The sequence below is a fragment of the Streptomyces sp. NPDC024017 genome (assembly GCF_040638895.1).
Classification (GTDB): Bacteria; Actinomycetota; Actinomycetes; order Streptomycetales; family Streptomycetaceae; genus Streptomyces.
Genome location: NZ_JBEZYZ010000010.1, coordinates 13,972 through 38,314, shown reverse-complemented (window position 1 = coordinate 38,314; position 24,343 = coordinate 13,972). Strand labels below are relative to the sequence as shown.

At 71.8% G+C, this 24,343-nt stretch carries 15 protein-coding genes and 1 pseudogene; 10 read left to right on the top strand and 6 right to left on the bottom strand.

The annotated features are described in order from the left end of the window. Window positions 1-7: 7 nt before the first annotated feature. Both AB0G20_RS26230 and AB0G20_RS26225 read right to left on the bottom strand, forming a co-directional pair. On the bottom strand, window positions 8-835 hold the full coding sequence (locus AB0G20_RS26230; RefSeq protein ID WP_361306594.1) for a putative hydro-lyase: 828 nt from the start codon (window positions 833-835) through the stop codon (window positions 8-10). After that, complete coding sequence (locus AB0G20_RS26225) at window positions 832-2,133, bottom strand: MFS transporter (RefSeq protein ID WP_361306592.1); 1,302 nt, start codon at window positions 2,131-2,133, stop codon at window positions 832-834. Before AB0G20_RS26225 ends, AB0G20_RS26230 begins: the two co-directional genes overlap by 4 nt. 171 nt (window positions 2,134-2,304) lie before the next feature. On the opposite strand from AB0G20_RS26225, the gene AB0G20_RS26220 reads away from it, so the two are divergent. The 4 genes from AB0G20_RS26220 to AB0G20_RS26205 all read left to right on the top strand — a co-directional run bounded on the left by AB0G20_RS26220 (window position 2,305) and on the right by AB0G20_RS26205 (window position 10,176). Further along, window positions 2,305-3,000 (top strand): GntR family transcriptional regulator, encoded by a 696-nt coding sequence (locus tag AB0G20_RS26220; protein WP_361306590.1) that lies wholly within the window; start codon window positions 2,305-2,307, stop codon window positions 2,998-3,000. Window positions 3,001-3,069: 69 nt separating this feature from the next. Continuing rightward, window positions 3,070-4,596, top strand: coding sequence for a hypothetical protein (locus AB0G20_RS26215; RefSeq protein WP_361306588.1), 1,527 nt, complete (start codon window positions 3,070-3,072; stop codon window positions 4,594-4,596). 31 nt (window positions 4,597-4,627) lie between these two features. Beyond that, a complete protein-coding gene (locus tag AB0G20_RS26210) occupies window positions 4,628-5,509 on the top strand; it encodes a hypothetical protein (protein ID WP_361306586.1) in 882 nt (293 codons plus the stop codon). A 35-nt stretch (window positions 5,510-5,544) separates the two neighbouring features. Beyond that, on the top strand, window positions 5,545-10,176 hold the full coding sequence (locus AB0G20_RS26205; RefSeq protein WP_361306584.1) for a hypothetical protein: 4,632 nt from the start codon (window positions 5,545-5,547) through the stop codon (window positions 10,174-10,176). Between the two features lie 134 nt (window positions 10,177-10,310). Here the strand turns inward: AB0G20_RS26205 and AB0G20_RS26200 are convergent, their stop codons facing one another. Further along, complete coding sequence (locus AB0G20_RS26200) at window positions 10,311-11,873, bottom strand: amino acid permease (RefSeq protein ID WP_361306582.1); 1,563 nt, start codon at window positions 11,871-11,873, stop codon at window positions 10,311-10,313. A 159-nt stretch (window positions 11,874-12,032) separates the two neighbouring features. On the opposite strand from AB0G20_RS26200, the pseudogene AB0G20_RS26195 reads away from it, so the two are divergent. Further along, window positions 12,033-12,571, top strand: a pseudogene (locus AB0G20_RS26195) (FAD-dependent oxidoreductase); the annotation flags it as partial. Window positions 12,572-12,648: 77 nt separating this feature from the next. Here the strand turns inward: AB0G20_RS26195 and AB0G20_RS26190 are convergent. Then, window positions 12,649-13,209, bottom strand: coding sequence for a hypothetical protein (locus tag AB0G20_RS26190; RefSeq protein WP_361306580.1), 561 nt, complete (start codon window positions 13,207-13,209; stop codon window positions 12,649-12,651). 419 nt (window positions 13,210-13,628) lie between these two features. Between AB0G20_RS26190 and AB0G20_RS26185 the strand changes: the two genes are divergently transcribed. From AB0G20_RS26185 to AB0G20_RS26165, 5 genes are read left to right on the top strand one after another with little or no spacing between them, the layout of a single operon-like run. Further along, the gene (locus AB0G20_RS26185; RefSeq protein ID WP_361306578.1) at window positions 13,629-16,706 is read left to right on the top strand and encodes a nitrate- and nitrite sensing domain-containing protein; all 3,078 of its coding nucleotides are present in this window, start codon (window positions 13,629-13,631) and stop codon (window positions 16,704-16,706) included. Beyond that, window positions 16,703-17,137: a roadblock/LC7 domain-containing protein gene (locus tag AB0G20_RS26180; protein WP_361306576.1), complete on the top strand. Its 435-nt coding sequence runs from the start codon at window positions 16,703-16,705 to the stop codon at window positions 17,135-17,137. Before AB0G20_RS26185 ends, AB0G20_RS26180 begins: the two co-directional genes overlap by 4 nt. 9 nt (window positions 17,138-17,146) lie before the next feature. Continuing rightward, the gene (locus AB0G20_RS26175) at window positions 17,147-17,542 is read left to right on the top strand and encodes a DUF742 domain-containing protein (protein WP_031138790.1); all 396 of its coding nucleotides are present in this window, start codon (window positions 17,147-17,149) and stop codon (window positions 17,540-17,542) included. Window positions 17,543-17,566: 24 nt separating this feature from the next. Continuing rightward, window positions 17,567-21,253 carry a hydantoinase B/oxoprolinase family protein gene (locus AB0G20_RS26170; RefSeq protein WP_361306574.1) on the top strand — a complete coding sequence of 1,229 codons (3,687 nt, stop codon included), beginning with the start codon at window positions 17,567-17,569 and terminating at the stop codon, window positions 21,251-21,253. Continuing rightward, the gene (locus AB0G20_RS26165; protein ID WP_361306572.1) at window positions 21,234-21,839 is read left to right on the top strand and encodes an ATP/GTP-binding protein; all 606 of its coding nucleotides are present in this window, start codon (window positions 21,234-21,236) and stop codon (window positions 21,837-21,839) included. Before AB0G20_RS26170 ends, AB0G20_RS26165 begins: the two co-directional genes overlap by 20 nt. Before the next feature lie 85 nt (window positions 21,840-21,924). Here the strand turns inward: AB0G20_RS26165 and glpK are convergent, their stop codons facing one another. Both glpK and AB0G20_RS26155 read right to left on the bottom strand, forming a co-directional pair. Then, window positions 21,925-23,445: a glycerol kinase GlpK gene (glpK, locus tag AB0G20_RS26160; protein WP_361306570.1), complete on the bottom strand. Its 1,521-nt coding sequence runs from the start codon at window positions 23,443-23,445 to the stop codon at window positions 21,925-21,927. Between the two features lie 19 nt (window positions 23,446-23,464). Next, window positions 23,465-24,259 (bottom strand): MIP/aquaporin family protein, encoded by a 795-nt coding sequence (locus tag AB0G20_RS26155; RefSeq protein WP_361306568.1) that lies wholly within the window; start codon window positions 24,257-24,259, stop codon window positions 23,465-23,467. Window positions 24,260-24,343: the final 84 nt, after the last annotated feature.

Genomic DNA, 24,343 nt, shown 5'->3' with positions numbered 1-24,343 from the left:
TCTCCTGTCAGGCCACGCGGTACTGCTCGTCGCGGGCGTCGGTGAGGAACATCTGTCCCGGGGCGTGCGTGAGGGCGAACGGTGGACGCGAGGCCATCACGGCCGCCTGCGGGGTCACTCCGCAGGCCCAGAAGACCGGGATGTCGTCCGGTTCGGCGTCCACCGGGTCCCCGAAATCGGGGCGGCCGAGGTCGTCGATGCCGAGCCCCGAGGGATCGCCGCAGTGCACGGGGCTGCCGTGCACCGCCGGCAGCAGACTGCTCTCCCGGATCGCCGCCGCCAGATGCCGGGGCGGCACCGGCCGCATGGACACCACCAGCGGACCGTGCAGCCGCCCCGCCGGACGGCACTGGCGGCTCGTCACGTACATCGGGACGTTGCGGCCCTGCTCGACGTGGCGGATCGGCACGCCTGCCTCGCCCAGCGCCCACTCGAAGGTGAAGCTGCACCCGATCAGGAACGACACCAGGTCGTCGCGCCAGTACGCGCGCACGTCCGTCGGCTCGTCCACCAGCTCGCCGTCCCGCCACACCCGGTAGCGCGGCAGGTCGGTGCGCAGGTCCGCGCCGTCGGCCAGCACGGTCGTCCAGGAGCCGGCGTCCGTGACGTCGAGGACCGGGCAGGGCTTGGGATTGCGCTGGCAGAACAGCAGCATGTCGTAGGCCCAGTCGGCGGGCACCGAGATCAGGTTGACCTGGGTGTGGCCCGCCGCGACCCCGGCCGTGGGGCCCGTCAGGCCCTCCCGGAAGCGGGCCCGGGCCGTTTTGGGGCGCCACGCGTGCGCGTGCTCGTCGAGAACGAGCAAGGGGCGGTCCTCGGTGCTCGTGCGGTTCACGCGAGCTCCTTCCCGCGCGTCTCCGGCAGACCCAGCAGCGCCAGCGCCGCGATGCCGTACCCGATCGCGCCGAAGACCAGCGCGCCGCCGACGCCCCAGCTGTCGGCCAGGAACCCGACCGTCGTCGGGAACACGGCACCCACCGCGCGGCCGGTGTTGTACGTGAAGCCCTGCCCCGTCCCGCGCACCGCCGTCGGGTACAGCTCGCTCAGGTAGGACCCGAAGCCGCTGAAGATCGCCGACATGCAGAACCCGAGCGGGAAACCGAGCACCAGGAGCAGGGTGTTGGCGCCGCTCGGGATGTTCGCGTACGCCAGGATGCAGAGCGCGGACAGGAGGGCGAAGAGCCAGATGTTGCGCCGCCGGCCCAGCTTGTCGGTCAGGTAGCCGCCGGTCAGGTAGCCGATGAAGGCGCCCGATATGAGGAACGTCAGATAGCCGCCGGTGCCGACGACCGACAGGTCGCGCTCGGACTTCAGATACGTCGGCACCCAGGTGGCCAGCGTGTAGTAACCGCCCTGGACACCGGTCGACAGCAGTCCGGCGAAGATCGTGACGCGCAGCAGGCCGGGCTTGAAGATCGCCGTGAACGAGCCCTTCTCCGCGCTCTGTTCACGCGCGGCGGCCGCTTCGGGGGCGTCGTGCACACTGCGCCGCAGCCAGATGACGAGCAGAGCGGGCAGCGCCCCGGTCCAGAACATGATGCGCCAGGCCAGGTCGTCGCCGGCCACCGAGAAGATGACGGTGTAGGCGATCACGGCCATGCCCCAGCCCACGGCCCAGGAGCTCTGGATCGCGCCCAGCGTGCGCCCCCGGTGCTTGGCGCTGGCGTACTCGGCGACCAGGATCGCGCCGACCGCCCACTCGCCGCCGAAACCCAGGCCCTGGAGGGCGCGGAAGACCAGCAGGGTCTCGTAGTTGGGCGCGAAGCCGCAGGCGACGGTGAACACCGCGTAGGTGATCACTGTGACCATCAGCGCCTTCACCCGGCCGACGCGGTCCGCCAGGACGCCCGCGAGGGCGCCGCCGACCGCGGAGACGACCAGCGTGACCGTGGTGAACAGGCCGGTCTGGCCGTTGTTCAGGCCGAAGTACGCGGACAGCGCGACCATGCTCAGCGGCAGCGTGAAGTAGTCGTACGAGTCCAGGGCATAGCCGCCGAAGGCACCGGCGAAGGCGCGGCGGCCGCGCGGGCCCAGGGCGCGCAGCCAGCCGAGCGCCCCGTCGTCCGAGGTGCGTTCGGCGCTCGCGGGGCGTGTGTCGTCGGTCAGGGCCTGCGGTGGAGGGGTCGTGCTCATGGGCACCTCACAGAGGGAGGACGGAGGGTGCTTCGGGGTGAGCCGTGCCGTGCGGAAGCAGTCGGCGCCGCGGTGGGGGAGCGACGTCGTGCGTAGCACCGTAGGGGATTGTTCAACGATCCCTCAATACCCATGTTGGTTCGTTCTTGGGATCTGCGATTGAATTCCGGCATGGCAGAGCAGCTGAAGGACCTCGCCGACGACCGGGCTCTCCTGGGGCGGACCAGCACCGCGGAACGGGTCTCGGACATCCTCAGGAGCCGGATCGCCGAGGGCTACTTCCCGCCCGGGACCCGCCTGTCGGAGGACAGCATCGGCGGCGCGCTCGGGGTCTCGCGCAACACGCTGCGCGAGGCGTTCCGGCTGCTCACGCACGAGCGTCTGCTCGTCCACGAGCTGAACCGGGGTGTCTTCGTCCGGGTCCTGACCGTGGAGGACGTCGAGGACATCTACCGCACCCGGCGGCTCGTCGAGTGCGCCGTGGTCCGCGGTCTCGGTGAGCCGCCGTACGGCCTGGACGGGCTCGCCGGAGCGGTCGAGGAGGGGCGGACCGCGGCCCGGGAGGGCGACTGGAAGGGCGTGGGTACGGCCAACATCCACTTCCACCGGGAGCTGGTCGCTCTCGCCGCGAGCGAGCGCACCGCCGAGCTGATGCGAAGCGTCTTCGCCGAACTGCGGCTGGCGTTCCACGTGGTGGACGAGCCGCAGCGGCTGCACGAGCCGTACATCGCGCGAAATGTCGCGATTCTGGAGGCTCTTCAGGCGGGGAATCGCGGGACGGCCGAGCGTCTGCTCGCCGGCTACCTCGACGACTCGCTGGAGCGGGTCGTCGAGGTGTACCGGCGGCGGGTCGGCGAGGACGGCTGAGGCCGTCGGCTCAGGGGGCGTACCGCGTCGTTTGGGTCGTTGTCAGACCCAGGACCTAGTCTGTGCACCGTGACTTCGCCTGCATCGACGGACAGCGTTCCGCCCCAGCTCAGCGCGGGGCCGCGCCCCGCGCCGGGGCCGGCCGCCGACGAGGGCCTGGCGCGGCGCCTGCGCGCGCTCGCCTGCACCGCGCCGCTGCACGACCTGGACGCGCGCAAGGCCAACCTGGCCGGCGAGTACTCGGTGTACGGCATGGCGGAGGTCGCCCTCGCGGCCATCGACCTGGTCACCCTGAACATGGACTTCGACACCGGCGCGGATCACGACCAGATCGTCGCCCGGCTCATCCCGCGCATCGCCGCCCAGGCCGCGCAGCGGCCCGCCGCCGAGCACGAGCGGGTGGCCCGTTGGGTCCTGGAGAACCTGATCAACGTCGGCAGCGTCGACCGCGGCTTCCGCGCCGTGTATGGAACCTTCGGGGCGGACGGCACCTATGTGCGCCGCGACTACGACTTCAAGCTGATCGAGGAGGTCCCCGGCCCCGGCGGCACGGTCTACCTCCGCACGACGGACGAGGCGGTCAACGTCCTCGTCGGGGCCCTCGACACGGACGTCACCAGCGCGCAGATCGCCGCCGAGGTCAAGCTGGAGGTGCTGATCAGCCGCGGCCGGCTCGCCGACGCCCAGCTCGCGGCCGAACAGGCCCGCTACCGCACCGTGCAGTACTCGGAGACGCTGCGCCGCGCCCTGGACGCGACCCGGCGCAACGTGCGCGCGGTGGACTGGCTCAGCACCGTGCCCGACATGATCGCCGAGGCGCTGGAGCACGTCGCCGACCGCTACCGCCACGAGAACGCGATCCTCACCAACATCCGCAAGGCGCGGGACGAGACCGAGGAGCCCGAGCACAAGCGCCGCGCCGCCGAGCTCGTCGACATCGTCAAGGACTGCATCCGCCGGCACACGCAGTTGCAGTCCCGGCTGCTGGAGGCCGGACCGCTGTTCCGCGCCGAGCAGGACCGGCAGGCCTTCGCCACACCGATGACCACATCGGGCATTGACCTGTACGGGCATCTCGTCTCGCCCGTGCTGCCGCTGCCGCTGGAGCAGGCCGTCCGCGTCACCGACGCCTTCTTCGGCCGCGGCACCGGGCTGCGCACGCCGGTGTCCGTCCGGGTCGGGGACCTGGTCGACATACTGCTCACGCCGCCGGTGGAGCGGGAGCACTTGGGGGCGGAGATGCCGGAGCCCGACCTGATCGCCACGCCGGACGACAGCCGGTTCAGCGAGGAGCAGATGGCGGCGGCGCAGGAACTGCTCGACCTGCCGGCGGACGCGCCGCGCCGGTTGTCGGGGCTGCTGGCACAGGCCCGGCGGCAGGACCCCGAGCTGCCGTATCTGGTGGCCCTGCTGGCGGTGCACGCCGCCAGCCCGCCGGTCGGTACGGCTTATCGCCAGGGCGAGCAGAAGCTGCTGTTCGCCGTGGACGACGGGACCGAGCTCGACGACCCGGAGTTCGGCGGGGCGGATCTGATCGTCGGTACCGCGCTGCTGGACGCGGCGGGGATGGCGGCGGACCGGACGGAAGCAGCATGAGTCAGTACGAGTGGCACAAGGAGTCCCGACCGTGAGCGAGCATGTCGAGTGGAGCGAGCCGGACGGACCGGCCCCCGCGGCCGGCGCCGCCGTCACTCCCGCCGACGCCGCCGACGCGGCTCGGCTCGTGTCGTTCGGCCTGCAGCCCAAGCTGCAGCCCGCCCGCGACCAGGAGTACGCGGACCTGCTGCGGCGGTACCGCGAGGACCCGCCGTTCGCGCGGCTCGCGGACGCCGTGGCGACCGGCCTGGGGCTGATCGTGCTGGAGGTGTCCCCGCGCGCCGGCATGGCCGTGACCGCCGCCGAGGACTCGGTGTTCGCCGTCCGCATGGGCGACTACGCGCGTCGTACGTCCGCCGACGGCGGCGACCGGTTCCTGCACGGGCTCGCCCATCTCGCCGTCGCCGCCATGGCGTTCCCGCGCCCCGAGGACCTCGCCGACGACGGCTACATCGGCCGCGTGACGGTCAACGGCGTCGACGCCTTCGTCCGCCAGGCCTGCCGCCGCCTGGAGGAGCGCGCCGAGGAACAGGGCGAGAACACCGACCCGGCGACCGACGCGCCCGGCCTGGAGGCCGCCTGGCGGATCTGGGTGCGGCGCAGCGCGACCGGTGCCACCAAGGACGCGCGCCGCCTGGCCGGTTCGACCACCGGCATCGTCGCCAAGGCCGTCGCGTTCCTCACCGAATCCGGATTCCTGCAGCGCACCGGCGACGACCACGGCGGCACGTACCGCACGACCGCCCGCTACCAGCTCCAGGTCCGCGACATGGCCGGCAGCGCCGCCATGGCCGAGCTGCTGGAACTGGGCGTCGTCCCGGTCACCGACGGCACGCCGACGCTGCTGCCCGCCGAGGAGAGCGACGACCTGGAACTGGTCGCCGACGCCGGGCTGCCGTTCCACTCCTCCTGAACTCCCCATCTCACGAAGACTTACGAGAGTCCGCCATGTACGAGCTGTCCCGGGTCCGCCTCTACTCGATCGGGCCCGCCGGTGCGCGCTACGCCGACACCGTGCTTGACCTGCGGGGGGTGGGCGAGATCGTGCCCGACCCCGCGCCCACGCAGGCGGAGTTCTTCGAGGAGGAGCCGGTCGGCCCACCGCGCCGGCCTGCCCCCGCGGGCGTGCTCTTCCTGGAGAACGGCGGCGGCAAGTCGGTGCTGCTCAAGCTGATCTTCTCCGTGATGCTGCCGGGTCACCGGAACACCCTCGGCGGCGCCAGCTCCGGCGTGCTGCGCAAGTTCCTGCTCGCCGACGACTGCGGGCACGTCGCGCTGGAGTGGCAGCACGTGCTGACCGGCGAGTGCGTCGTCGTCGGCAAGGTCAGCGAGTGGCGCGGGCGCCAGGTCTCCAACGACCCGCGGAAGTTCGCCGAGGCCTGGTACTCCTTCCGCCCCGGGCCCGGACTGAGCCTCGACAACCTCCCCGTGGCGGAGGCCACCGCCGTACGGGCCCCGGTCGAGGGCCAGTCCAGTGCGCGCGGGCGGCGCCGCACCATGAAGGGCTTCCGGGACGCCCTGACGGAGGCGGGCAAGACCTACCCGCACCTGGAGGTGCACTGGGAGGAGATCCACGACCGCTGGATCGAGCACCTCGGCGACCTCGGCCTCGACCCCGAACTCTTCCGCTACCAGCGGGAGATGAACGCCGACGAAGGCGAGGCCGCGGGTCTCTTCGCGGTCAAGAAGGACGCCGACTTCACCGACCTGCTGCTGCGTGCCGTCACCGACACCCGCGACACCGACGGGCTCGCCGACCTGGTCAGCGGCTTCGGCAACAAACTGGGCCGGCGCGCCGAGCTGATCGCCGAACGCGACTTCACCGCCGGGTCCGTCGACCTCCTCGGCCGGATCGTCGAGGCCGCCGAGGCCCGCTCCCGCGCGCGTGACGTCCACGCCGGAGCCGAGCGCCGTACCAGGACCCTGGCCCGCAGGCTGTCCGCACGGGGAGTGCAGGAGCGGGTCCGGGCCGCCGACCTGGCCCAGCGGGTCACCGCCGCCGCGTACGCCGTCACGCACGCCGAGGCGGCCCGCGAGCGCAGCGCGCTGATCTCCGCCGAACTCGCCTACCGGCACGCCTCGCTGGCGCTCGCCGGGGCCGAGAAGTCCGCCGCCGCGCAGAAGCGCGAGCTCGCCGACGCCCGCACCCTGTACTCGGCGTGGCAGGCCGCCGAGGCCGTGCTGCGCCACCGTGCGGCCTCCGACCGTGTCGCCCGCGTGTCCGCCGCGATCCAGGAGGCCGAGCGGGACGCGGCGCCCGCGCTGGCCGCCCGCTCCAAGGCCGCCGTCGACCTCGTACGGGCCCTGCACGCGGCCGCGGAGAAGGCCGAGAGCCACGCCAACGAGGAGGAGGAGCGCTCCGCCGCCCTGCAAGAGGTCAGCGACGCGGCCTACCGGGACTCCACCGCCGCCGCCACGCAGGCGCAGCGCGCCCGCAGCGAGGTCGGTCACCTCAAGCAGCGCCTCGCCGAGGTCGAGCAGGAGACCGCCGAGGCGGTACGGGCCGGCTGGCTCGACGACTCCGCGCCCGACGCCGACCCGGCCCGAGCGGCCCTGGCCGCCAGCGACGCCGAGAAGACCGCCGTCGCGGCCTGGGACGCGGCCCGCGAGGCATCCCACCGGGCCACGGAGCACGCGCGTGAAGCCGCCTCCACCGAGACCCGCGCTGAACTGACCGCGGCCCGCGCCGCCGACGCGGCCACGGCGGCCGAGCGGTCGTACGAGGCCGAGCGCCGCACCGCCGAGGCGCTGGCGGGCGAGGAGCGGCTGGCGGAACTGCTCAGCCTGACCCCGGAGATCCGCCCGGGCATCCCGCAGCCCCGCCACGGCACGGACAGCGTGCCGATCGCGCAGTCGGCCTCCGGCGAACAGGCGCTCGGCCCCGAGGAACTCGACCGCTTCGCCGACGACCTGCGCGACCTGCTCGACGACGCCGTCTCCTCCGCCGAGCGGCAGCTGTTCGAGCTGCGCACGGCCGCCGCCGACGACTCCCGGATCCTCGGCGCGCTCGGTGACGGCGGGCTGCTGCCGCCCGGCCCGGACGTGCTGGCCACGGTCGAGTTCCTCGGCGAGCACGGCATCCCCGCGCTGCCCGGCTGGCGCTATCTCGCCCAGGCCGTCGACCCGGCCGACCACGCGCGCGTGCTGGCCGCCCGGCCCGAACTCGTCGACGGCGTGATCATCACCGACCCCGACTCCCACGCCCGCGCCCGCGAGGCCCTGGGCGACGCGGCGCTGCTGCCCCGTTCCGCCGTGGCGGTCGGCACCGCCGCCGCCCTGCTCGCCCCGACCCCGGCCCCGGACACCGACAGCGGTGACGTGTTCCTCGTGCCGCCGAACCCGGCCATGCACGACGAGCACGCCGCCGACGAGGAGCGGCAGGCGCTGCGCGCCCGGGCGACCGAACGGGACGAGGAGATCCGCCGACTGGCCGCCCGGCTCGGCAAGGACCGCGAGCTGGCCGCCCGGCTCGCCTCCTGGCGCACCGGCTGCCCCGCCGGCCGGCTCGCCGAACTGGCGCAAGCGGCGCGCGACACCCGCGAGTTCGCCGAGGAGACGGAGGCCGAACTGGCCGAGGCCCGCACCGTACGGGCCGAGGCGGACGAGGTCGCCGCCGAGGCCGCGCGCGTCCGGGACGAACGGCAGGAGGCCGCCCAGAAGGCCCGCCGCTCCGCCGACGCCCTCGCCGGGCTCGCCTTCCGGCTGCGCGAGCGGGCCGGCTGGCAGGTCAAGCTGCGCGAACTGGCCGACGAGGCAGCCGAGTCCGAGGCGAGCGCCCAGGCCTTCCTGGAGCGGGCCCGGGCCGCCGACGAGGACCGGCGTGCCGCCCAGCGCGCCGCCGACGACACCCGCCGCACCGCCCGCACGCTGCGCGCCGAGCGCTCCGAGATCGCGGGCGCCCCCGACGACGTACCCGAGGACGACGCCCAGACCCCGAAGGCCTCCCTGCCCGCCCTGCGCGAGGCCTACCGGGCCGCGTCCCAGCTGTACGAGAAGGTCGGCGTGGGCGCCGACCTGCGCGCCGAGCAGGCCCGCGCCGAGAGCGACGAGAGCGCGGCCCGCGCGGAGCTGGACCGGCTGAGCAACAAGGTCCGCACGCGCGCGGAGCAGCTCCTCGAATCCCCCGACGGCTCCGACGGCCCCAGCCGCCAGGCCGCCGCCGCCCGGGCCGAGGAGCTGGTGCAGCTCCTGGAGACCCGCATGTCGACCGCGAGCGAGCAGCTCGGCCGGCTGCGCGGCGAGGCCGAACGCCTCGCCCCCGCCGACGACGGCGAGACGCACACCGACCTGCCCGAGGACCGCCGGCCGCGCGACGCCGAGCACGCGCAGACCCTGCTGCGCACCGCCACGGCCGAACTGGCCTCCCACACCGAGGCGCTGAACCAGGCACGCGAGGCGCACGCCGAGCTCCTCGACGCCCACCGCGCCGCAGAGGACGCGGCGAGCGGCTTCGACGAGATCGCCGCCATGCTCCGCGACCTGCTGCGCGAACACGCCACGGACGAGGAGCACGAAGAGCCCGAGGCCTACCCCGGCAGCCCCGAGGAGGCCCGGCAGGCGGCCGCCGAGGCCCGCCGCTCCCTGCGCGGCTGCGCCGCCGACCTGTCCGCCGCAGAGGCCGCCGTCCGCGAGGCCAGCGACATCCTCGTCCGGCACGCCAACTCCACGCGCTACGAGCAGGTCCGCACTCCGGCCCGTCAGCAGATCCGCGAGCTGCCCGCCTCCGCGCTGCCCGACCACGCCCAGAAGTGGGCGGACGCCTTCGCGCCCCGGCTGCGCGTCCTGACCGACGAACTGGAACAGCTGGAGCGCAACCGCGACTCGATCGTGGACCGCCTGCGCGGCCTGGTCGAGTCGGCCCTGGCCACCCTGCGCTCCGCCCAGCGGCTCTCCCGGCTGCCCGAGGGCCTCGGCGAGTGGTCCGGGCAGGAGTTCCTGCGCATCCGCTTCGAGGAGCCCGACCAGGCCACCCTCACCGAGCGGCTCGGCGAGGTCATCGACGAGGCGACCCGCGCCGCCGTCAAGAAGAACTCCGACCTGCGCCGCGACGGCATGTCCCTGCTGCTGCGGGGCGTCGCCGCGGCCCTGCAGCCCAAGGGCGTCGCCGTCGAGATCCTCAAGCCCGATGCCGTGCTGCGCGCCGAGCGCGTCCCCGTCGGGCAGATGGGCGACGTCTTCTCCGGCGGCCAGCTCCTCACCGCCGCCATCGCCCTGTACTGCACGATGGCGGCGCTGCGCTCGAACGACCGGGGCCGCGACAAGCACCGGCACGCCGGCACGCTGTTCCTGGACAACCCCATCGGCCGCGCCAACGCCACGTACCTGCTGGAACTCCAGCGGGCGGTGTCGGACGCCCTGGGCGTACAGCTCCTGTACACCACGGGCCTGTTCGACACCACCGCGCTGGCCGAGTTCCCCCTGGTCATCCGCATGCGCAACGACGCCGACCTGAGGGCGGGCCTGAAGTACATCAGCGTCGAGGAGCACCTGCGTCCGGGCCTGCCGCGCGAAGCTCCCGCAGGGGAAGCCGTACACAGCGAGATCACGGCGACGAGGATGTTCAAGCGTCCTGTGTCATGACGATGTGGCGTCCTCCCGCAGGTGATGTGCGCGCTTCTCGCCGATCATCATGGTCGTGATCGCAGGGGTCGACGGTGACGAGGTCGGGCATGACCGACCCGGCGGCGACCCGCCACCCCATCATGGGTCGTCCTTCAGTCGGCCGTCGGGGCGGCGAGGGGAGCGGTGGCCGCGGCCTCCGAGCGGTGCTCCGCGAGCACTCCCGTCCGGTGCCGCTGGACGAACCAGTAGTAGGCGAAGCCGCCGCCCGCGATGACGGCGACGAACAGCACCGCGCCCCAGCGCAGGTACCAGTGGTAGGGGGCCGAGGCGTTGTAGACCGCGGCCCGCGGCCAGATCAAGTTGAGCGTCATGGCCGCGCCCCACAGGACGGCCAGGATGTTGACCGGCAGGCCCCAGCGGCCCAGCGAGAACCGGCCCTCGCCCGCGGGCTGCCACTTTCCGCGCAGCCGGGCGACCAGCAACGGCACCGTGACGCCCAGGTAGGCCAGGTAGATCATGATGATGCCGATGCTGGTGACGACCGTGAAGATCTGCGGCTGGCGGATGTTGACCACCAGGATGGCCAGCGCCAGGATCCCGATGATCACGGTCGGCAGGACCGGCGTCTGGAACCTCGGGTGGCACTTGGCCAGTTTCGAGGACGCGGGCAGGTTGTTGTCACGGGCCATCGCGAACGCCAGCCGGACCGCCGCCGTGTGCACGGCCAGGGCACACACCGTCACCGCGATCAGCACGCACCACAGCATCGCCTTGCCGGCCGTCGGACCGAGCACGTCCAGCACGATGTACTGCAGGCCGTCCGTGGACAGCTTCTCGCCCTGGAGGCTGGACACGCTCATCAGCGCGAGCAGCAGGATCAGGCCGCCGAGCACGAAGGACGCCACGATCGCCCGGATGATGGCGCGCGGCGCGTTCCGCGTCGGGTCCAGCGACTCCTCACCGAGCGAGGCAGCGGTGTCGAAGCCGTACATGACGTACGCCGAGGCCAGCGAGGCCACCAGGAAGGCGCCCAGGTAGCCGTTTCCGTACCCCGCGCCGGTGCCGTGCGTCTCCATGACGACCTGCGGACCACGGGTGATGTGGACCGCGAACAGGATGATCAATACGACGGTGGCGATCAACTCGATGAACACGCCCGCCGTGTTGATCCTTGCCATCAACTTGACGCCGAAGGCGTTCACCAGGGTCGTGAACAGGATCAACACCGCGGCCAGGATGACCGCGTTGGACGCCACGTCGTACGTACCGGTGCCGTCTCCCACGAACTGGAAGAACGACGAGATCTGCGGCAGCGTCAGCTGGTAGGCCAGTGCGACGGCCGATATGGACACGATCGAGGCGATCAGCATCATCCAGCCGGCGAGCCAGCCCAGATGCGGATTGCCTATCTTCTTGGACCAGTTGTAGACGGAGCCCGCCACGGGATAGCGGGCGGCGAGCTCCGCGAAACACAGGGCGACCATGAACTGGCCGACGAAGACCATCGGCCACGACCACCAGTAGGCGGGGCCGCCGCTGCCGTAGCCGAAGTAGAACAGCTGGAACGTGCCGGTCAGGATGGAGATGTAGCTGATCCCGGCGGCGAAGGTGTGGAAGTTGCCGAGGGTGCGCTTCAGCTCGGGTCTGTAGCCGAACTCGGTGAGTTCGGCGTCGTCCCGGCCCTGTGGGTCGGTCGACTCTGCGGTTGCTTTCATGGCGGATTCCTCAAAGGGTGTGCCTCGGGGCGACATGGATCAGTCGGACCAACCCTGGAGTGTGGGACGGGTGTTGCGCCATATGTGCTTCGTCTCGCGATATTCGGCGAGCCTCGCGGGCCCGAGTTCGCGACCGAAGCCGGACTGTGAGGTGCCGCCGCCATCACCGGAGCGGGCCTCACCGACGGCCGCACCCTTCCCGCGGGCGTCGTGATCGTCGGCATCGGCGCCGTCCCCGACACCGCCTGGCTCGTCGGCTCGCCCCTGGCCCTGCAGGACGGCGTCCTGTACGACGACGGCTGTGTGACAGCCCTGCCGCAGGTCGTCGCCGTCGGAGATGTCGCACACGTCGGCGGCCACCGCGCCGAGCACTGGACGTCCGCCACCCAGCAGCCGAAGTCGCCGTGACCAGCCTGCTCGCCGGACGCACGGCCGAGACCGCCTGGCCTACTTCTGATCAGCCCAGTACTGCGCCCGCATCCAGTTCGCCGGACGGCACCGAGACGGCGACACCGTCCGCGTCCCCGAAGGTGAGCTCTCCGACGGCGCACGGGCCGCGGGCGGCTTCCTCGCCCGGTACGAGCGGGACGGTCGTACGACGGCCGTCCTCGCCGTGGACCGCCCTCGTCCTCATGCGGGCGAGACGCGAACTCGCACGCCTCGCGGGGGAGGAGAAGGCGCAGCCGGTCCTACGGTGACGGGGACTCCGGCTCGGGCGTCGGCCCAGCGGCCGCTCTCGAAGCCGGTCCCCTCACCACGCCTCTGTCGCCGTGCCTCACGAGTGGGACAGCTGCCCGGCCCCACCCCGCCGGCGTATCCGCTCCTGCGCCCGCTCGGCGGCACGCTCCTGCCGCCGGGTCCGGCGCCGCTCGCGCCGCAGGGCTCGCGCCGTGCTGCTCGGCACCGACACCACGCCGTGGCGCTGGTTCCAGACCTGGCGCGTCACCCACACGTCGAGCGCTCCCCAGGTGGCCGCGATCGTGCTGACCACACTGCTGATCACCATGGGGAACGCCAGCCAGGACCCGGCCATCGTGCACAGGAAGGCCACCATCGCCTGGATCAGCGTCACGGCTATGAGGAGAACCGCCCGCACGGCCGCCGTCCGCACCGGATCCGGCAAGCGGCGCCGCCGCGCGGGCTCCTCGACCCACAGAGGCCTGTAGTGCTGCTCCCGAGCGCCGCGCCCCACCTCATGAGCCGGAACCCCCGTCTCATGCCCCGAGGGCTCCGCCACGCCCTCGGGAAGGTCGCGATCGATCGCATCGGGATCCCGATGCCCCCTCAGCTGCGCCCCACCAGCCCTGGGCGCACCGCGCCGTTCCGCCGTGCCCATCACCGTGTCACTCCCCACCGCCAGCAGACCGCTCGCTCGCATCCGAAGACCCGTGCTTCCCAGTGGCTGCCCGGCTTGCGCTGTTTTACGCCGCCCAGATGCGGGACGCGGCTCCTGTGGCCGATTCCGCCCCCGTTTCCCGTAGAGAAGGACGAACAACTCCTCACGAAGATTCCCGAGAACCGAAAAGTTTCAGCCAACCGCCCTGGCGAAGTTCGGGGATTGGACCGCGCCGCGACCACCGGTTTCGGGGAGACAACTCCCGCAATGCCCGGACAACTCGCCATGCCTTGTGGCTGGCGCGGAAGTTCAGGTTCCGGACCGGTCTTCGAGTTCCCTGTGGGTCGGTAGTAGGCTCGCGCCGTTTGTTGACGCACATGTGTACCCCCGGTAGCCGGGGGCCCGAGCTGGGGGAGGCCATGCGCTTTCGCGGGAAGTCCATCCGCCGGAAGATCGTGGCGCTGCTTCTCGTGCCGCTGGTGTCCCTGACCGCGATCTGGGCCTTCGCCACGGTGCTCACGGGACGTGAGGCGGGCGATCTGTTCAACGTGTCGTCCGTGGTGGAGAAGATCGGCTACCCCATCGAGGACACCGTCCGCGTCCTCCAGGAGGAACGCCGCCAGACCCTCGTCTACCTCGCCGACCCCCGCGCCTCCGACGGGCTCGCCGCGCTCCGGCGCAGCCGGACCGCGACCGACGAGGCCGTCGGCAGCATCCGCGAGAACGCCCGGAACCCGGACGTGCGCGACGCGATGGGCGCGGACACCGACGAGCGGCTCACCGCTGTCCTGGACGCCTTCGACGGCATCGAGTCGCTGCGTCGCAGCGTCGAGGACGGCACCGTCAACCGCACCCAGGCACTCGACCTCTACAACCGGCTCGTCGACCCCTGCTACGTCCTCCTCGCCAACCTGCACGTGGTCGACAACATCGAACTGGACAAGCAGTACCGCGCGCTGGTCAACCTCGCCCGCGCCCGCGAGCTGCTCTCCCGCGAGGACGCCCTCCTCGGCTCGGCCCTGATCGTCGGCAGGATCTCCCACTCCGAAGAGCGGGACATCTCCGACCTCGTGGCCCAGCGCACCTTGATGTACGACGTCAACCTGCCGCTGCTGCCCGTGGCGGAGCGCGACCGCTACCAGAGCTTCTGGAAGAACGCCTCCTCCGCTCCCTTGCGCGTGGCCGAGGAAGCCGCCGTCTCCTCCGGGGCCGGAACCCCCCGCGGTGTCTCCGCGAAGAGCTGGGACAGCGCCGCCGGTAACGTGCTCGACGAGCTCGGCACCCTCAACGACCAGGCCAACGACCGCTACCAGGACCGCGTCCACCCCGTGGCCGTCGGCGTCATCGCCAAGGCGGTCATCGCCGGCGCACTCGGCCTGATCGCGCTCCTGCTCTCCCTCTTCCTGTCCGTACGCGTCGGCCGGACCCTCATCCGCGATCTGCGGCAGCTGCGTCTGGAGGCCCACGAGGCGTCCGGAGTGCGGCTGCCCAGCGTCATGCGCCGTCTCTCCGCGGGCGAGCAGGTCGACGTCGAGACCGAGGTCCCGCGCCTCGAATACGACAAGAACGAGATGGGAGAGGTCGGCCAGGCTCTCAACACCCTGCAGCGCGCCGCCGTCGAAGCCGCCGTCAAGCAGGCCGAGCTGCGCGCCGGCGTCTCCGAGGTCTTCGTCAACCTCGCGCGCCGCAGCCAGGTCCTGCTCCACAAGCAGCTCACCCTGCTCGACGCCATGGAGCGCCGGACCGAGGACACCGAGGAACTCGCCGACCTGTTCCGCCTCGACCACTTGACCACGCGCATGCGCCGGCACGCCGAGGGCCTCGTGATCCTCTCCGGCGCCGCGCCCTCCCGTCAGTGGCGCAAGCCCGTCCAGCTCATGGACGTCGTACGCGCCGCCGTCGCCGAGGTCGAGGACTACGAGCGCATCGAGGTCCGCCGCCTGCCGCGGATCGCCATCAGCGGCCCGGCCGTCGCCGACCTCACGCATCTCGTGGCCGAACTCCTCGAGAACGCCACGGTGTTCTCGCCGCCGCACACCGCCGTGCAGGTCCTGGGCGAGCGCGTCGCCAACGGCTTCACCCTGGAGATCCACGACCGTGGCCTCGGCATGGCCGCCGAGGCGCTCCTGGACGCCAACCTCCGGCTCGCCGAGACGCCGGAGTTCGAGCTCTCCGACACCGACCGGCTCGGCCTGTTCGTGGTCAGCCGACTCGCCCAGCGCCAGAACGTCCGGGTCTCCCTGCAGCCCTCCCCGTACGGCGGCACGACCGCGGTGGTCTTCATCCCCGACGCGCTGCTCACCGACGACGTCCCGGACACCAACGGCATCGGGTTCCGGCTCGACCGCCCCCAGCTGGCCCCGGAGAGCGAACCGCAGGAGGGCCGCCGCGCCGCGCTGTCCCAGGCGTCTGCGCAGCGTCCCGGCCTGCCCGCCTCCCTGCTGGACGGACCGGTCGAGCTGGAGGCCCCGGTCGACCTGGACGCCATCGGAGACTTCCCCGGCGCCATCGAGGACGTGGACAGCGAACACGGCGGCCTGTTCCGCCCCCGTCACTCCCTCACCCGTGCCCCGGACGAGACCGCGGGCCGCAGCACCGATCCGCGCCACCAGGGCGCCGACGCCCCCAGCGCGGGGGACCGGACCGACAGCGACGACGAGCTGAGCGCTCCGGTCCCGCTGCCCCGCCGCCACACCCCCAAGTTGGTCAGCTCGCACGGGCGCCCGGTCACCGAGCAGCGTCCGCGGCGGGGGAAGACGGACGAGGAGACCACCGCCACCGGCCGAACGGAGTCGAGCCCCAGCTCCGCGCTCCCGTCACGCCGCCGGGGCGAGGAGCCCGCGGGCGGCCGATCCATCGGCCGGTCGGGACCCGAACCCGCGTCCGCCCTTCCGGCCCGGCGCCGCACCGAGAGCTCCTCGACCGGCAGCCGCCGGGGCGACGCCCTGCCGGACGCACCGCCGCCGCTGCCCGCCCGCCGCCGCGGGACGGACTCGACCCGCCGTGGCATCGGCGCGGTCGGCCGCACCGAGGACCACACCGAGTCCCCGGCCTCGCCGGGCGGCGCCGCCGGCGACCGGTCGGAGGCGTCCGCCCTTCCCAGGCGGACCCGCCGCGCGGAGATCGCCGCGAGCGGCCCGGCCGGACCGGACCACGGCACCGGCTCCACGCCGGAGACCACCGGAGGGCCCGCGCGCCACGAGACAGGCTCCGGCGCAGCGCCCCAGGTGACCGGCTCCGCACCACAGCCCGGTTCCGGCACCGCGCCACTGCCCCGGCGTGTCCGGCAGGCCAGCCTGGCCCCGCAGCTGAAGCGGAGCTCGGAGCCGCGTATCGAGGACCGGGCCGAGCCCGTCGAGCGCGACGCCGAGGAAGTACGCAGCCGCATGGCATCGCTCCAGCGTGGCTGGCAGCGCGGCCGCGAGGAGAACGCCGCGGGTGATGCCGCCCACAGCGGCGCAGCACCACAAGGAACGACAGAGGGGGACGGTCGATGACCGCACCGAAGACGACCGGCCACACCACGACCATCAAGGGGGAGCTGAACTGGCTCCTCGACGACCTGGTGGACCGTGTCGCGAGCATCCGCAAGGCCCTCGTGCTCTCCGGCGACGGTTTGCCGACGGGCGTCTCCAAGGACCTGACCAGGGAGGACAGCGAGCACCTGGCCGCCGTCGCCTCCGGCTTCCACAGCCTCGCCAAGGGCGTGGGGCGCCACTTCGAGGCCGGCAACGTCCGCCAGACGGTCGTCGAGCTCGACGACGCCTTCCTGTTCGTCACGGCCGCAGGCGACGGCAGCTGCCTCGCCGTCCTCTCGGACGCCGACTCGGACGTCGGCCAGGTCGCCTACGAGATGACACTCCTCGTGAAGCGTGTGGGTGTGCATCTGGCCGCCGCTCCGCGCACCGATCTGCCCGCAGGCGGGTAGTGGGATGACATGAGCGCTGACGGTCAGGGAAGAAGCCACTGGTTCGACGACGAGGCCGGACCGGTCGTCCGTCCGTACGCCATGACCCGCGGCCGCACCAGCAGCCAGGGCCAGCACCGCCTGGACCTGATCGCGGTCGTGGTCGCGGAGCCGCACGCGGACGATCCGGAAGCGGACCACATGCTCTCCCCGGAGCATGTGGACATCGTCGAGCTGTGCCGCGACATCCCGCAGTCGGTCGCCGAACTCGCAGCGGAACTCGACCTGCCGATCGGCGTCGTACGGGTCCTCGTCGGAGATCTCGTGGATGCGGAATTCGTCCATGTGAACCGGCCCGTACCCCCGGCCGAGCTGCCGGACGAGAGTATTCTGCGCGACGTGATCAACGGCCTCCGGGCGCTGTGAGCAGCGCGGAAGCGGGGTACTGACGTGACTGGCTGGCAGTTCTGGGTGGACCGAGGCGGCACCTTCACCGACGTCGTCGCCCGGCGCCCGGACGGCCGGCTGCTCACGCACAAGCTGCTCTCGGACAGCCCGGCACGCTACGCAGACGCCGCGGTCGAGGGCGTCCGCACCCTGCTGGCCGGCTCCGGCGACCCCGTCGAGAGCGTCCGCATGGGGACCACGGTCGCGACCAACGCCCTCCTGGAGCGCAAGGGCGAGCGCACCCTCCTGCTCATCACCCGCGGCTTCCGCGACGCCCTGCGCATCGCCTACCAGAACCGCCCGAGCATCTTCGCGCGCCGTATCGACCTGCCCGAGCTGCTGTACGAACGGGTCGTCGAGGTCGACGAGCGCATCGCCGCCGACGGCACCGTCCTGCGCGCCCCCGATCTGGACGCCCTCGCCGGGCCGCTCCAGGAGGCGTACGACGACGGGATCCGGGCCGTCGCGGTGGTCTGCATGCACAGCCATCTCCACCCCGCCCACGAACAGGCCGTCGGGGAGCTCGCCACCCGCATCGGCTTTCCTCAGATCTCGCTCTCCAGCGAGGCCAGCCCCCTGATGAAGCTCGTCCCGCGCGGGGACACCGCCGTCGTCGACGCCTACCTCTCGCCTGTGCTGCGCCGCTACGTCCGGCACGTCGCCGACGAGCTCGAGGGCGTACGGCTGATGTTCATGCAGTCCAACGGCGGCCTCACCGAGGCCGGGCAGTTCCGCGGGAAGGACGCCATTCTGTCCGGGCCGGCAGGCGGCATCGTCGGCATGGCCCGCATGTCGCAGCTCGCCGGCTTCGACCGGGTCATCGGCTTCGACATGGGCGGCACCTCCACCGACGTGTCCCACTTCGCCGGCGCGTACGAGCGCGTCTTCACCAGCCGGATCGCCGGCGTCCGGCTGCGCGCCCCCATGCTCGACATCCACACGGTCGCCGCCGGCGGCGGGTCGGTGCTGCACTTCGACGGCTCCCGCTACCGCGTAGGGCCGGACTCGGCTGGCGCGGACCCGGGGCCTGCCTGCTACCGAGGCGGGGGGCCGCTCGCCGTCACCGACGCCAACGTCATGCTCGGCCGGATCCAGCCCGCACACTTCCCGAAGGTGTTCGGACCGGACGGCGACGAGCCGCTCGACGAGGCGCTCGTCCGGGACCGCTTCACCGCCCTCGCCCGCGAGATCGGCGAGCAGACGGGCGACGACCGGACGCCGGAGCAGGTCGCCGAGGGCTACCTGCAGATCGCTGTCGCCAACATCGCGTCCGCCGTGAAGCGGATCTCGGTCCAGAAGGGCCACGACGTCACTCGTTACGCCCTCACCACGTTCGGCGGCGCCGGTGGTCAGCACGCCTGCATGGTCGCCGACTCCCTCGGTATCCGCACCGTCCTCGTACCGCCCATGGCCGGAGTGCTCTCCGCACTCGGCATCGGCCTCGCCGACACCACCGCCATGCGCGAGCAGTCCGTCGAGGCCACCCTGGAACCCGCCTCGATGCCCGGGGTCCGCAAGACCGCCGAAGATCTGGAAGCGGCGGCCCGCGCCGAACTCCTCGCCGAGGACGTCCCCGAGGAGCACATCGAGGTCACCCGCCGCGCGGAACTCCGCTACGACGGCACCGACACCACCCTCACCGTCGAGCTGACCGAGCCCGGCACGATGCGGCACGCCTTCGAAGAACGTCATCGCGCCACGTACTCCTTCACGCTCGACCGCCCGATCGTCGTCGAAGCCCTCTCCGTCGAAGCCACCGGCATCACCGAACCCCCCGATCTGTCCGCTCTCGCTCCCTATGAAGCCGCCCCCGACGGCAGCCCCGGCCGCGGCTCCGCAGCGCCCCGGACCGTCCGCCTTCACACGGGTGGCGCCTGGCGCGACGTGCCCCTCCACCGCCGCGAGGACCTTCCCCCCGGCGAGACCGTCACCGGACCGGCGATCATCGCCGAAGCCGGTTCCACGACCGTCGTCGACGACGGCTGGCGGGCCGCGGCGACCGACGACGGGCATCTGGTCATGGAACGCGCCGCGATTACGCAGAGTTCCGATCTCGATACGAAAGTCGACCCGGTTCTGCTTGAGGTCTTCAACAACCTCTTCATGTCGATCGCCGAGCAAATGGGCGCCCGCCTCGAGTCCACCGCCCAGTCCGTCAACATCAAGGAGCGTCTGGACTTCTCCTGCGCCCTCTTCGACCCGGACGGGAACCTGGTGGCCAACGCCCCGCACATCCCCGTCCACCTGGGCTCGATGGGCACGAGCGTCAAGGAGGTCATCCGTCGGCGGGGCCCCGGCATGCGCCCGGGCGACACCTACGCCGTCAACGATCCGTACCACGGCGGCACCCACCTGCCCGACGTCACCGTGATCACCCCGGTCTTCGACACGACACCGTCGATCGACACGGAGAGTGATACGGGGAGTGACCCGGACAGCGACCCGGCGATCCTCTTCTACGTCGCTTCACGCGGCCACCATGCCGAGATCGGCGGCATCGCCCCCGGCTCCATGCCCGCGGGCAGCCGCACCATCGAGGAAGAGGGCGTTCTCTTCGACAACTGGCTGCTCGCCGAGAACGGTCGATTCCGCGAGGCCGAAACCCTGCGCCTCCTCACCGAAGCGCCCTACCCCTCCCGCAACCCGAAGACCAACCTCGCCGACCTGCGCGCCCAGATCGCCGCCAACCGGAAGGGCGTCGACGAGGTCGGCCGCATGATCGAGGACTACGGCCTGGACGTCGTCCAGGCCTACATGAGGCACGTCCAGGACAACGCCGAAGAGGCCGTACGCCGCGTCATCGACGCCCTGGACGAGGGCGACTACGCCTACGAGACCGACGCGGGAGCCGTCATCCGCGTGGCCGTGCGCGTCGACCGCGAGAACCGGGCCGCGACCATCGACTTCACCGGCACGTCCGCGCAGCTCCCCACCAACTTCAACGCCCCGTTCTCGGTCGTCAACGCGGCCGTCCTGTACGTCTTCCGCACTCTCGTCGCCGACGACATCCCCCTCAACGACGGCTGTCTGCGCCCGTTGACCATCGTCGTCCCGCCCGGCTCGCTGCTCGCTCCGGAACCGCCCGCCGCCGTGGTCGCCGGCAACGTGGAGACCTCCCAGGCCGTCACCGGCGCCCTCTACGCGGCGCTCGGCGTCCAGGCCGAGGGCTCCGGGACCATGAACAACGTCACCTTCGGCAACGAACACCACCAGTACTACGAGACCGTCGCCTCCGGCTCCGGCGCGGGCGACGGCTTCCCCGGCGCACCCGTCGTCCAGACCCACATGACCAACTCCCGCCTCACCGACCCCGAGGTCCTGGAGTGGCGACTGCCCGTGCGCCTCGAGGAGTTCGCGGTCCGGCGCGGCAGCGGCGGTGCCGGCCGGTGGCACGGCGGGGACGGCGCCGTACGCCGCATCCGCTTCCTCGAGCCCATGACCGTCTCCACTCTGTCCCAGCACCGCCGAGTCCCCCCGTACGGCATGGCGGGCGGCGAGCCGGGCGCTCTCGGCGCCAACCGGGTGGAGCACGCCGACGGAACGGTGACCGCACTCGGCGGCAGCGACTCCGCGGACCTCGTCACCGGCGACGTACTCGTCATCGAAACCCCCGGCGGCGGAGGCTACGGCCCGCCGTCGCCCGACCCCCATCAAGCAGGAGAAGAGATCGATGATCTTCGGGCGTTCTGAGCGCGGCAAGCCTCCGGTCGAGCCCGTCACGCTCAAGATCCTGGTGGCCGGCGGCTTCGGCGTGGGCAAGACCACGCTCGTCGGCGCGGTCAGCGAGATCAGGCCGCTGCGCACCGAGGAACTGCTCACCGAGGCCGGGCGCCCGGTCGACGACACCAGCGGCGTGGAAGGCAAGAACACCACGACGGTGGCCATGGACTTCGGCCGCATCACCCTGCGCGAGGACCTGGTGCTGTACCTCTTCGGTACGCCCGGCCAGGAGCGGTTCTGGTTCATGTGGGACGAGCTCTCCGAGGGGGCGCTCGGTGCCGTCGTGCTGGCCGACACCCGCCGTCTGGAGGACTGCTTCGCCGCCATCGACTACTTCGAACGGCGCTCGATCCCGTTCCTCGTCGGCGTCAACTGCTTCGAAGGCGCTCCCCGTTACCCGATCGAGGACGTCCGCCAGGCCCTTGACCTCGACGAGGACGTGCCGCTCCTGATGTGCGACGCCCGCGACCGCGAGTCGGTCAAGGAAGCACTCATCGGCGTCGTCCAGCACGCCATGGCGTACGCGGCCGACCGCCGCGAGGCCGCGACCGGCTGACGTCGCCCGGCAGGCGAACGCGGCCCGTACCCCCGCCGACCGGGGTACGGGCCGCAGTCGGAGACGACGCTCCACGCGCGCGTGGTCAGCTGTCGTCGCCCTCCTCCCAGCCGAAGCTCTTCTCCACGGCCTTGCGCCAGTTGTGGTACTCGCGATCCCGCACCGACGCCTCCATGCTCGGCGTCCACTCGACGTCCTTCTGCCAGTGCGCCTTGAGCTCGTCCAGGTCGTTCCACACACCGGTGGCCAGACCGGCCGCGTACGCGGCGCCCAGACAGGTCGTCTCGGAGACCTTGGGCCGCACCACCGGCACGTCGAGGACGTCCGACTGGTGCTGCATGAGCAGGTTGTTCTTCGTCATGCCGCCGTCGACCTTGAGGGTGGTGATGTGCACCCCGGAGTCCTGGTACATGGCGTCCACGACCTCGCGCGTCTGCCAGCTCGTCGCCTCCAGCACGGCGCGTGCGAGGTGCGCCTTCGTGACGTACCGGGTCAGGCCGGTGATGACACCGCGCGCATCGGAGCGCCAGTACGGTGCGAACAGGCCCGAGAACGCGGGCACGATGTACGAGCCGCCGTTGTCCTCCACGCTCGCTGCCAGGGGCTCGATCTCGTCGGCGGTACGGATGATGCCGAGCTGGTCGCGGAACCACTGGACCAGCGCGCCCGTTATCGCTATCGCCCCCTCAAGGCAGTAGACCGGAGCCTCACTGCCGATCTTGTACCCCATCGTCGTCAGCAGGCCGCTCTTCGACGCCACCGGGCGGTTGCCCGTGTTGAGCAGCAGGAAGCTTCCCGTGCCGTAGGTGTTCTTGGCAGTGCCCACGTCGTAGCAGGCCTGACCGAACACGGCCGCCTGCTGGTCGCCCAGCGCGGAGGCCACAGGCACGCCGGCGAGCTGGCCGATGGCGGTGCCGTACACCTCGGAGGACGAGCGGATCTCGGGCAGCATGGCCTCGGGGATGTTCATCGCCGAGAGGATCGAGGGGTCCCACTGGAGGGTCTCCAGGTTCATCAGCATGGTGCGCCCGGCGTTGGTCACGTCGGTGACGTGCTGCCCGCCGTCCGTGCCGCCGGTGAGGTTCCAGATCAGCCAGGAGTCCATCGTGCCGAAGGCGATCTCGCCGCGTTCGGCACGCGCCCGGAGGTCGGGCACGTTGTCGAGCAGCCAGGCCGCCTTGGGCCCGGAGAAGTAGGTCGCCAGCGGCAGACCCGTCTGCTCACGGAAGCGGTCCTGCCCGTCCGAGCCGCCCAGCTGGTTGCACAGCGACGCCGTCCGCGTGTCCTGCCAGACGATGGCGTTGTGCACCGGCTTGCCCGTGGCGCGGTCCCACAGGAGGGTCGTCTCACGCTGGTTGGTGATCCCCATCGCGCTCAGCTGGTCGGCTCTCAGACCGGCCTTGGCGATCGCCCCCGCCACCACCGCCTGCACCTTGGACCAGATCTCGGTGGCGTCGTGCTCCACCCAGCCGGGCTTCGGGAAGATCTGGCGGTGTTCGCGCTGGTCCACGGCGACGATCGCGCCGGCCTGGTTGAAGACGATGCAGCGGCTCGATGTGGTGCCCTGGTCGATTGCGGCGACGTACTTTTCGGCGTTTTCCGTCATGGCTACCCCTTGGGCTGGTTCAGAAGGCTGCGTTGTAGATGACGCCACCCAGCAGTCCGCCGATCAGTGGGCCGACGACAGGGATCCACGAGTAGCCCCAGTCGGACGTTCCCTTGTTCGGGATCGGAAGGAAGGAGTGGATGATGCGCGGGCCGAGGTCACGCGCCGGGTTGATGGCGTAGCCCGTGGGACCACCCAGGGACAGGCCGATGCCGACGACCAGGAGGGCGACCAGGAGGATCACGATGCCGGATCCGTAGATGCCGTCGGCGCCCGGGACCAGGCCGATGCCGATGCCCTCGACGTGCCTGTTGTTGCCGACCAGGGCGAGGAGGGGCAACACCAGGGCGATGGTCGCGAGGATCTCGGTGATCAGGTTGGCCACCGGGTTCCGGATCTCGGGGATCGTGGAGAAGATGCCCAGCGTCGGAACCGGTTCGTCCTCCGTTCCCTCCGTGGTGCCCGTCTTCCGCACGTTGGCCTGGAACTGGGCGAAGTACACGAGGTAGGCCAGTACGGCCCCGAGCATGGCGCCGGCCATCTGGCCCAGCACGTAGATCCAGACCTTGTCCCACACGCCGGTGTCGACGGCGAGGCCGAAGGTGACAGCCGGGTTGAGGTGCCCTCCGGAAAGGGGAGCGGCGGTGTATGCGCCCGCCAGTACGCCGAAGCCCCAGCCGAACGCGATCACCACCCACCCAGCGGCTCGCGCTTTCGAGAATCTGAGGGTGACGGCAGCACACACGCCGGCACCGAACAGGATCAAGATCGCCGTGCCGATCATCTCGCCGACGAAAATGTCTCCGTTAGTCATGGCGGCTCCTCAGCCCTGGCCCGGGGCGATTCGCCCCGGTCCTCACCTGCAGGGTGCGTTTCCCGTGGCTACTTCAGCCGAAGG

Excerpts from the sequence above, each read along its gene's own strand:
- AB0G20_RS26225 (WP_361306592.1), bottom strand. The coding sequence starts at position 2,133 with ATGAGCACGACCCCTCCACCGCAGGCCCTGACCGACGACACACGCCCC.
- AB0G20_RS26220 (WP_361306590.1), top strand. The coding sequence starts at position 2,305 with ATGGCAGAGCAGCTGAAGGACCTCGCCGACGACCGGGCTCTCCTGGGG.
- AB0G20_RS26205 (WP_361306584.1), top strand. The coding sequence starts at position 5,545 with ATGTACGAGCTGTCCCGGGTCCGCCTCTACTCGATCGGGCCCGCCGGT.
- AB0G20_RS26200 (WP_361306582.1), bottom strand. The coding sequence starts at position 11,873 with ATGAAAGCAACCGCAGAGTCGACCGACCCACAGGGCCGGGACGACGCC.
- AB0G20_RS26190 (WP_361306580.1), bottom strand. The coding sequence starts at position 13,209 with ATGGGCACGGCGGAACGGCGCGGTGCGCCCAGGGCTGGTGGGGCGCAG.
- AB0G20_RS26185 (WP_361306578.1), top strand. The coding sequence starts at position 13,629 with ATGCGCTTTCGCGGGAAGTCCATCCGCCGGAAGATCGTGGCGCTGCTT.
- AB0G20_RS26180 (WP_361306576.1), top strand. The coding sequence starts at position 16,703 with ATGACCGCACCGAAGACGACCGGCCACACCACGACCATCAAGGGGGAG.
- AB0G20_RS26175 (WP_031138790.1), top strand. The coding sequence starts at position 17,147 with ATGAGCGCTGACGGTCAGGGAAGAAGCCACTGGTTCGACGACGAGGCC.
- AB0G20_RS26165 (WP_361306572.1), top strand. The coding sequence starts at position 21,234 with ATGATCTTCGGGCGTTCTGAGCGCGGCAAGCCTCCGGTCGAGCCCGTC.
- glpK (WP_361306570.1), bottom strand. The coding sequence starts at position 23,445 with ATGACGGAAAACGCCGAAAAGTACGTCGCCGCAATCGACCAGGGCACC.
- AB0G20_RS26155 (WP_361306568.1), bottom strand. The coding sequence starts at position 24,259 with ATGACTAACGGAGACATTTTCGTCGGCGAGATGATCGGCACGGCGATC.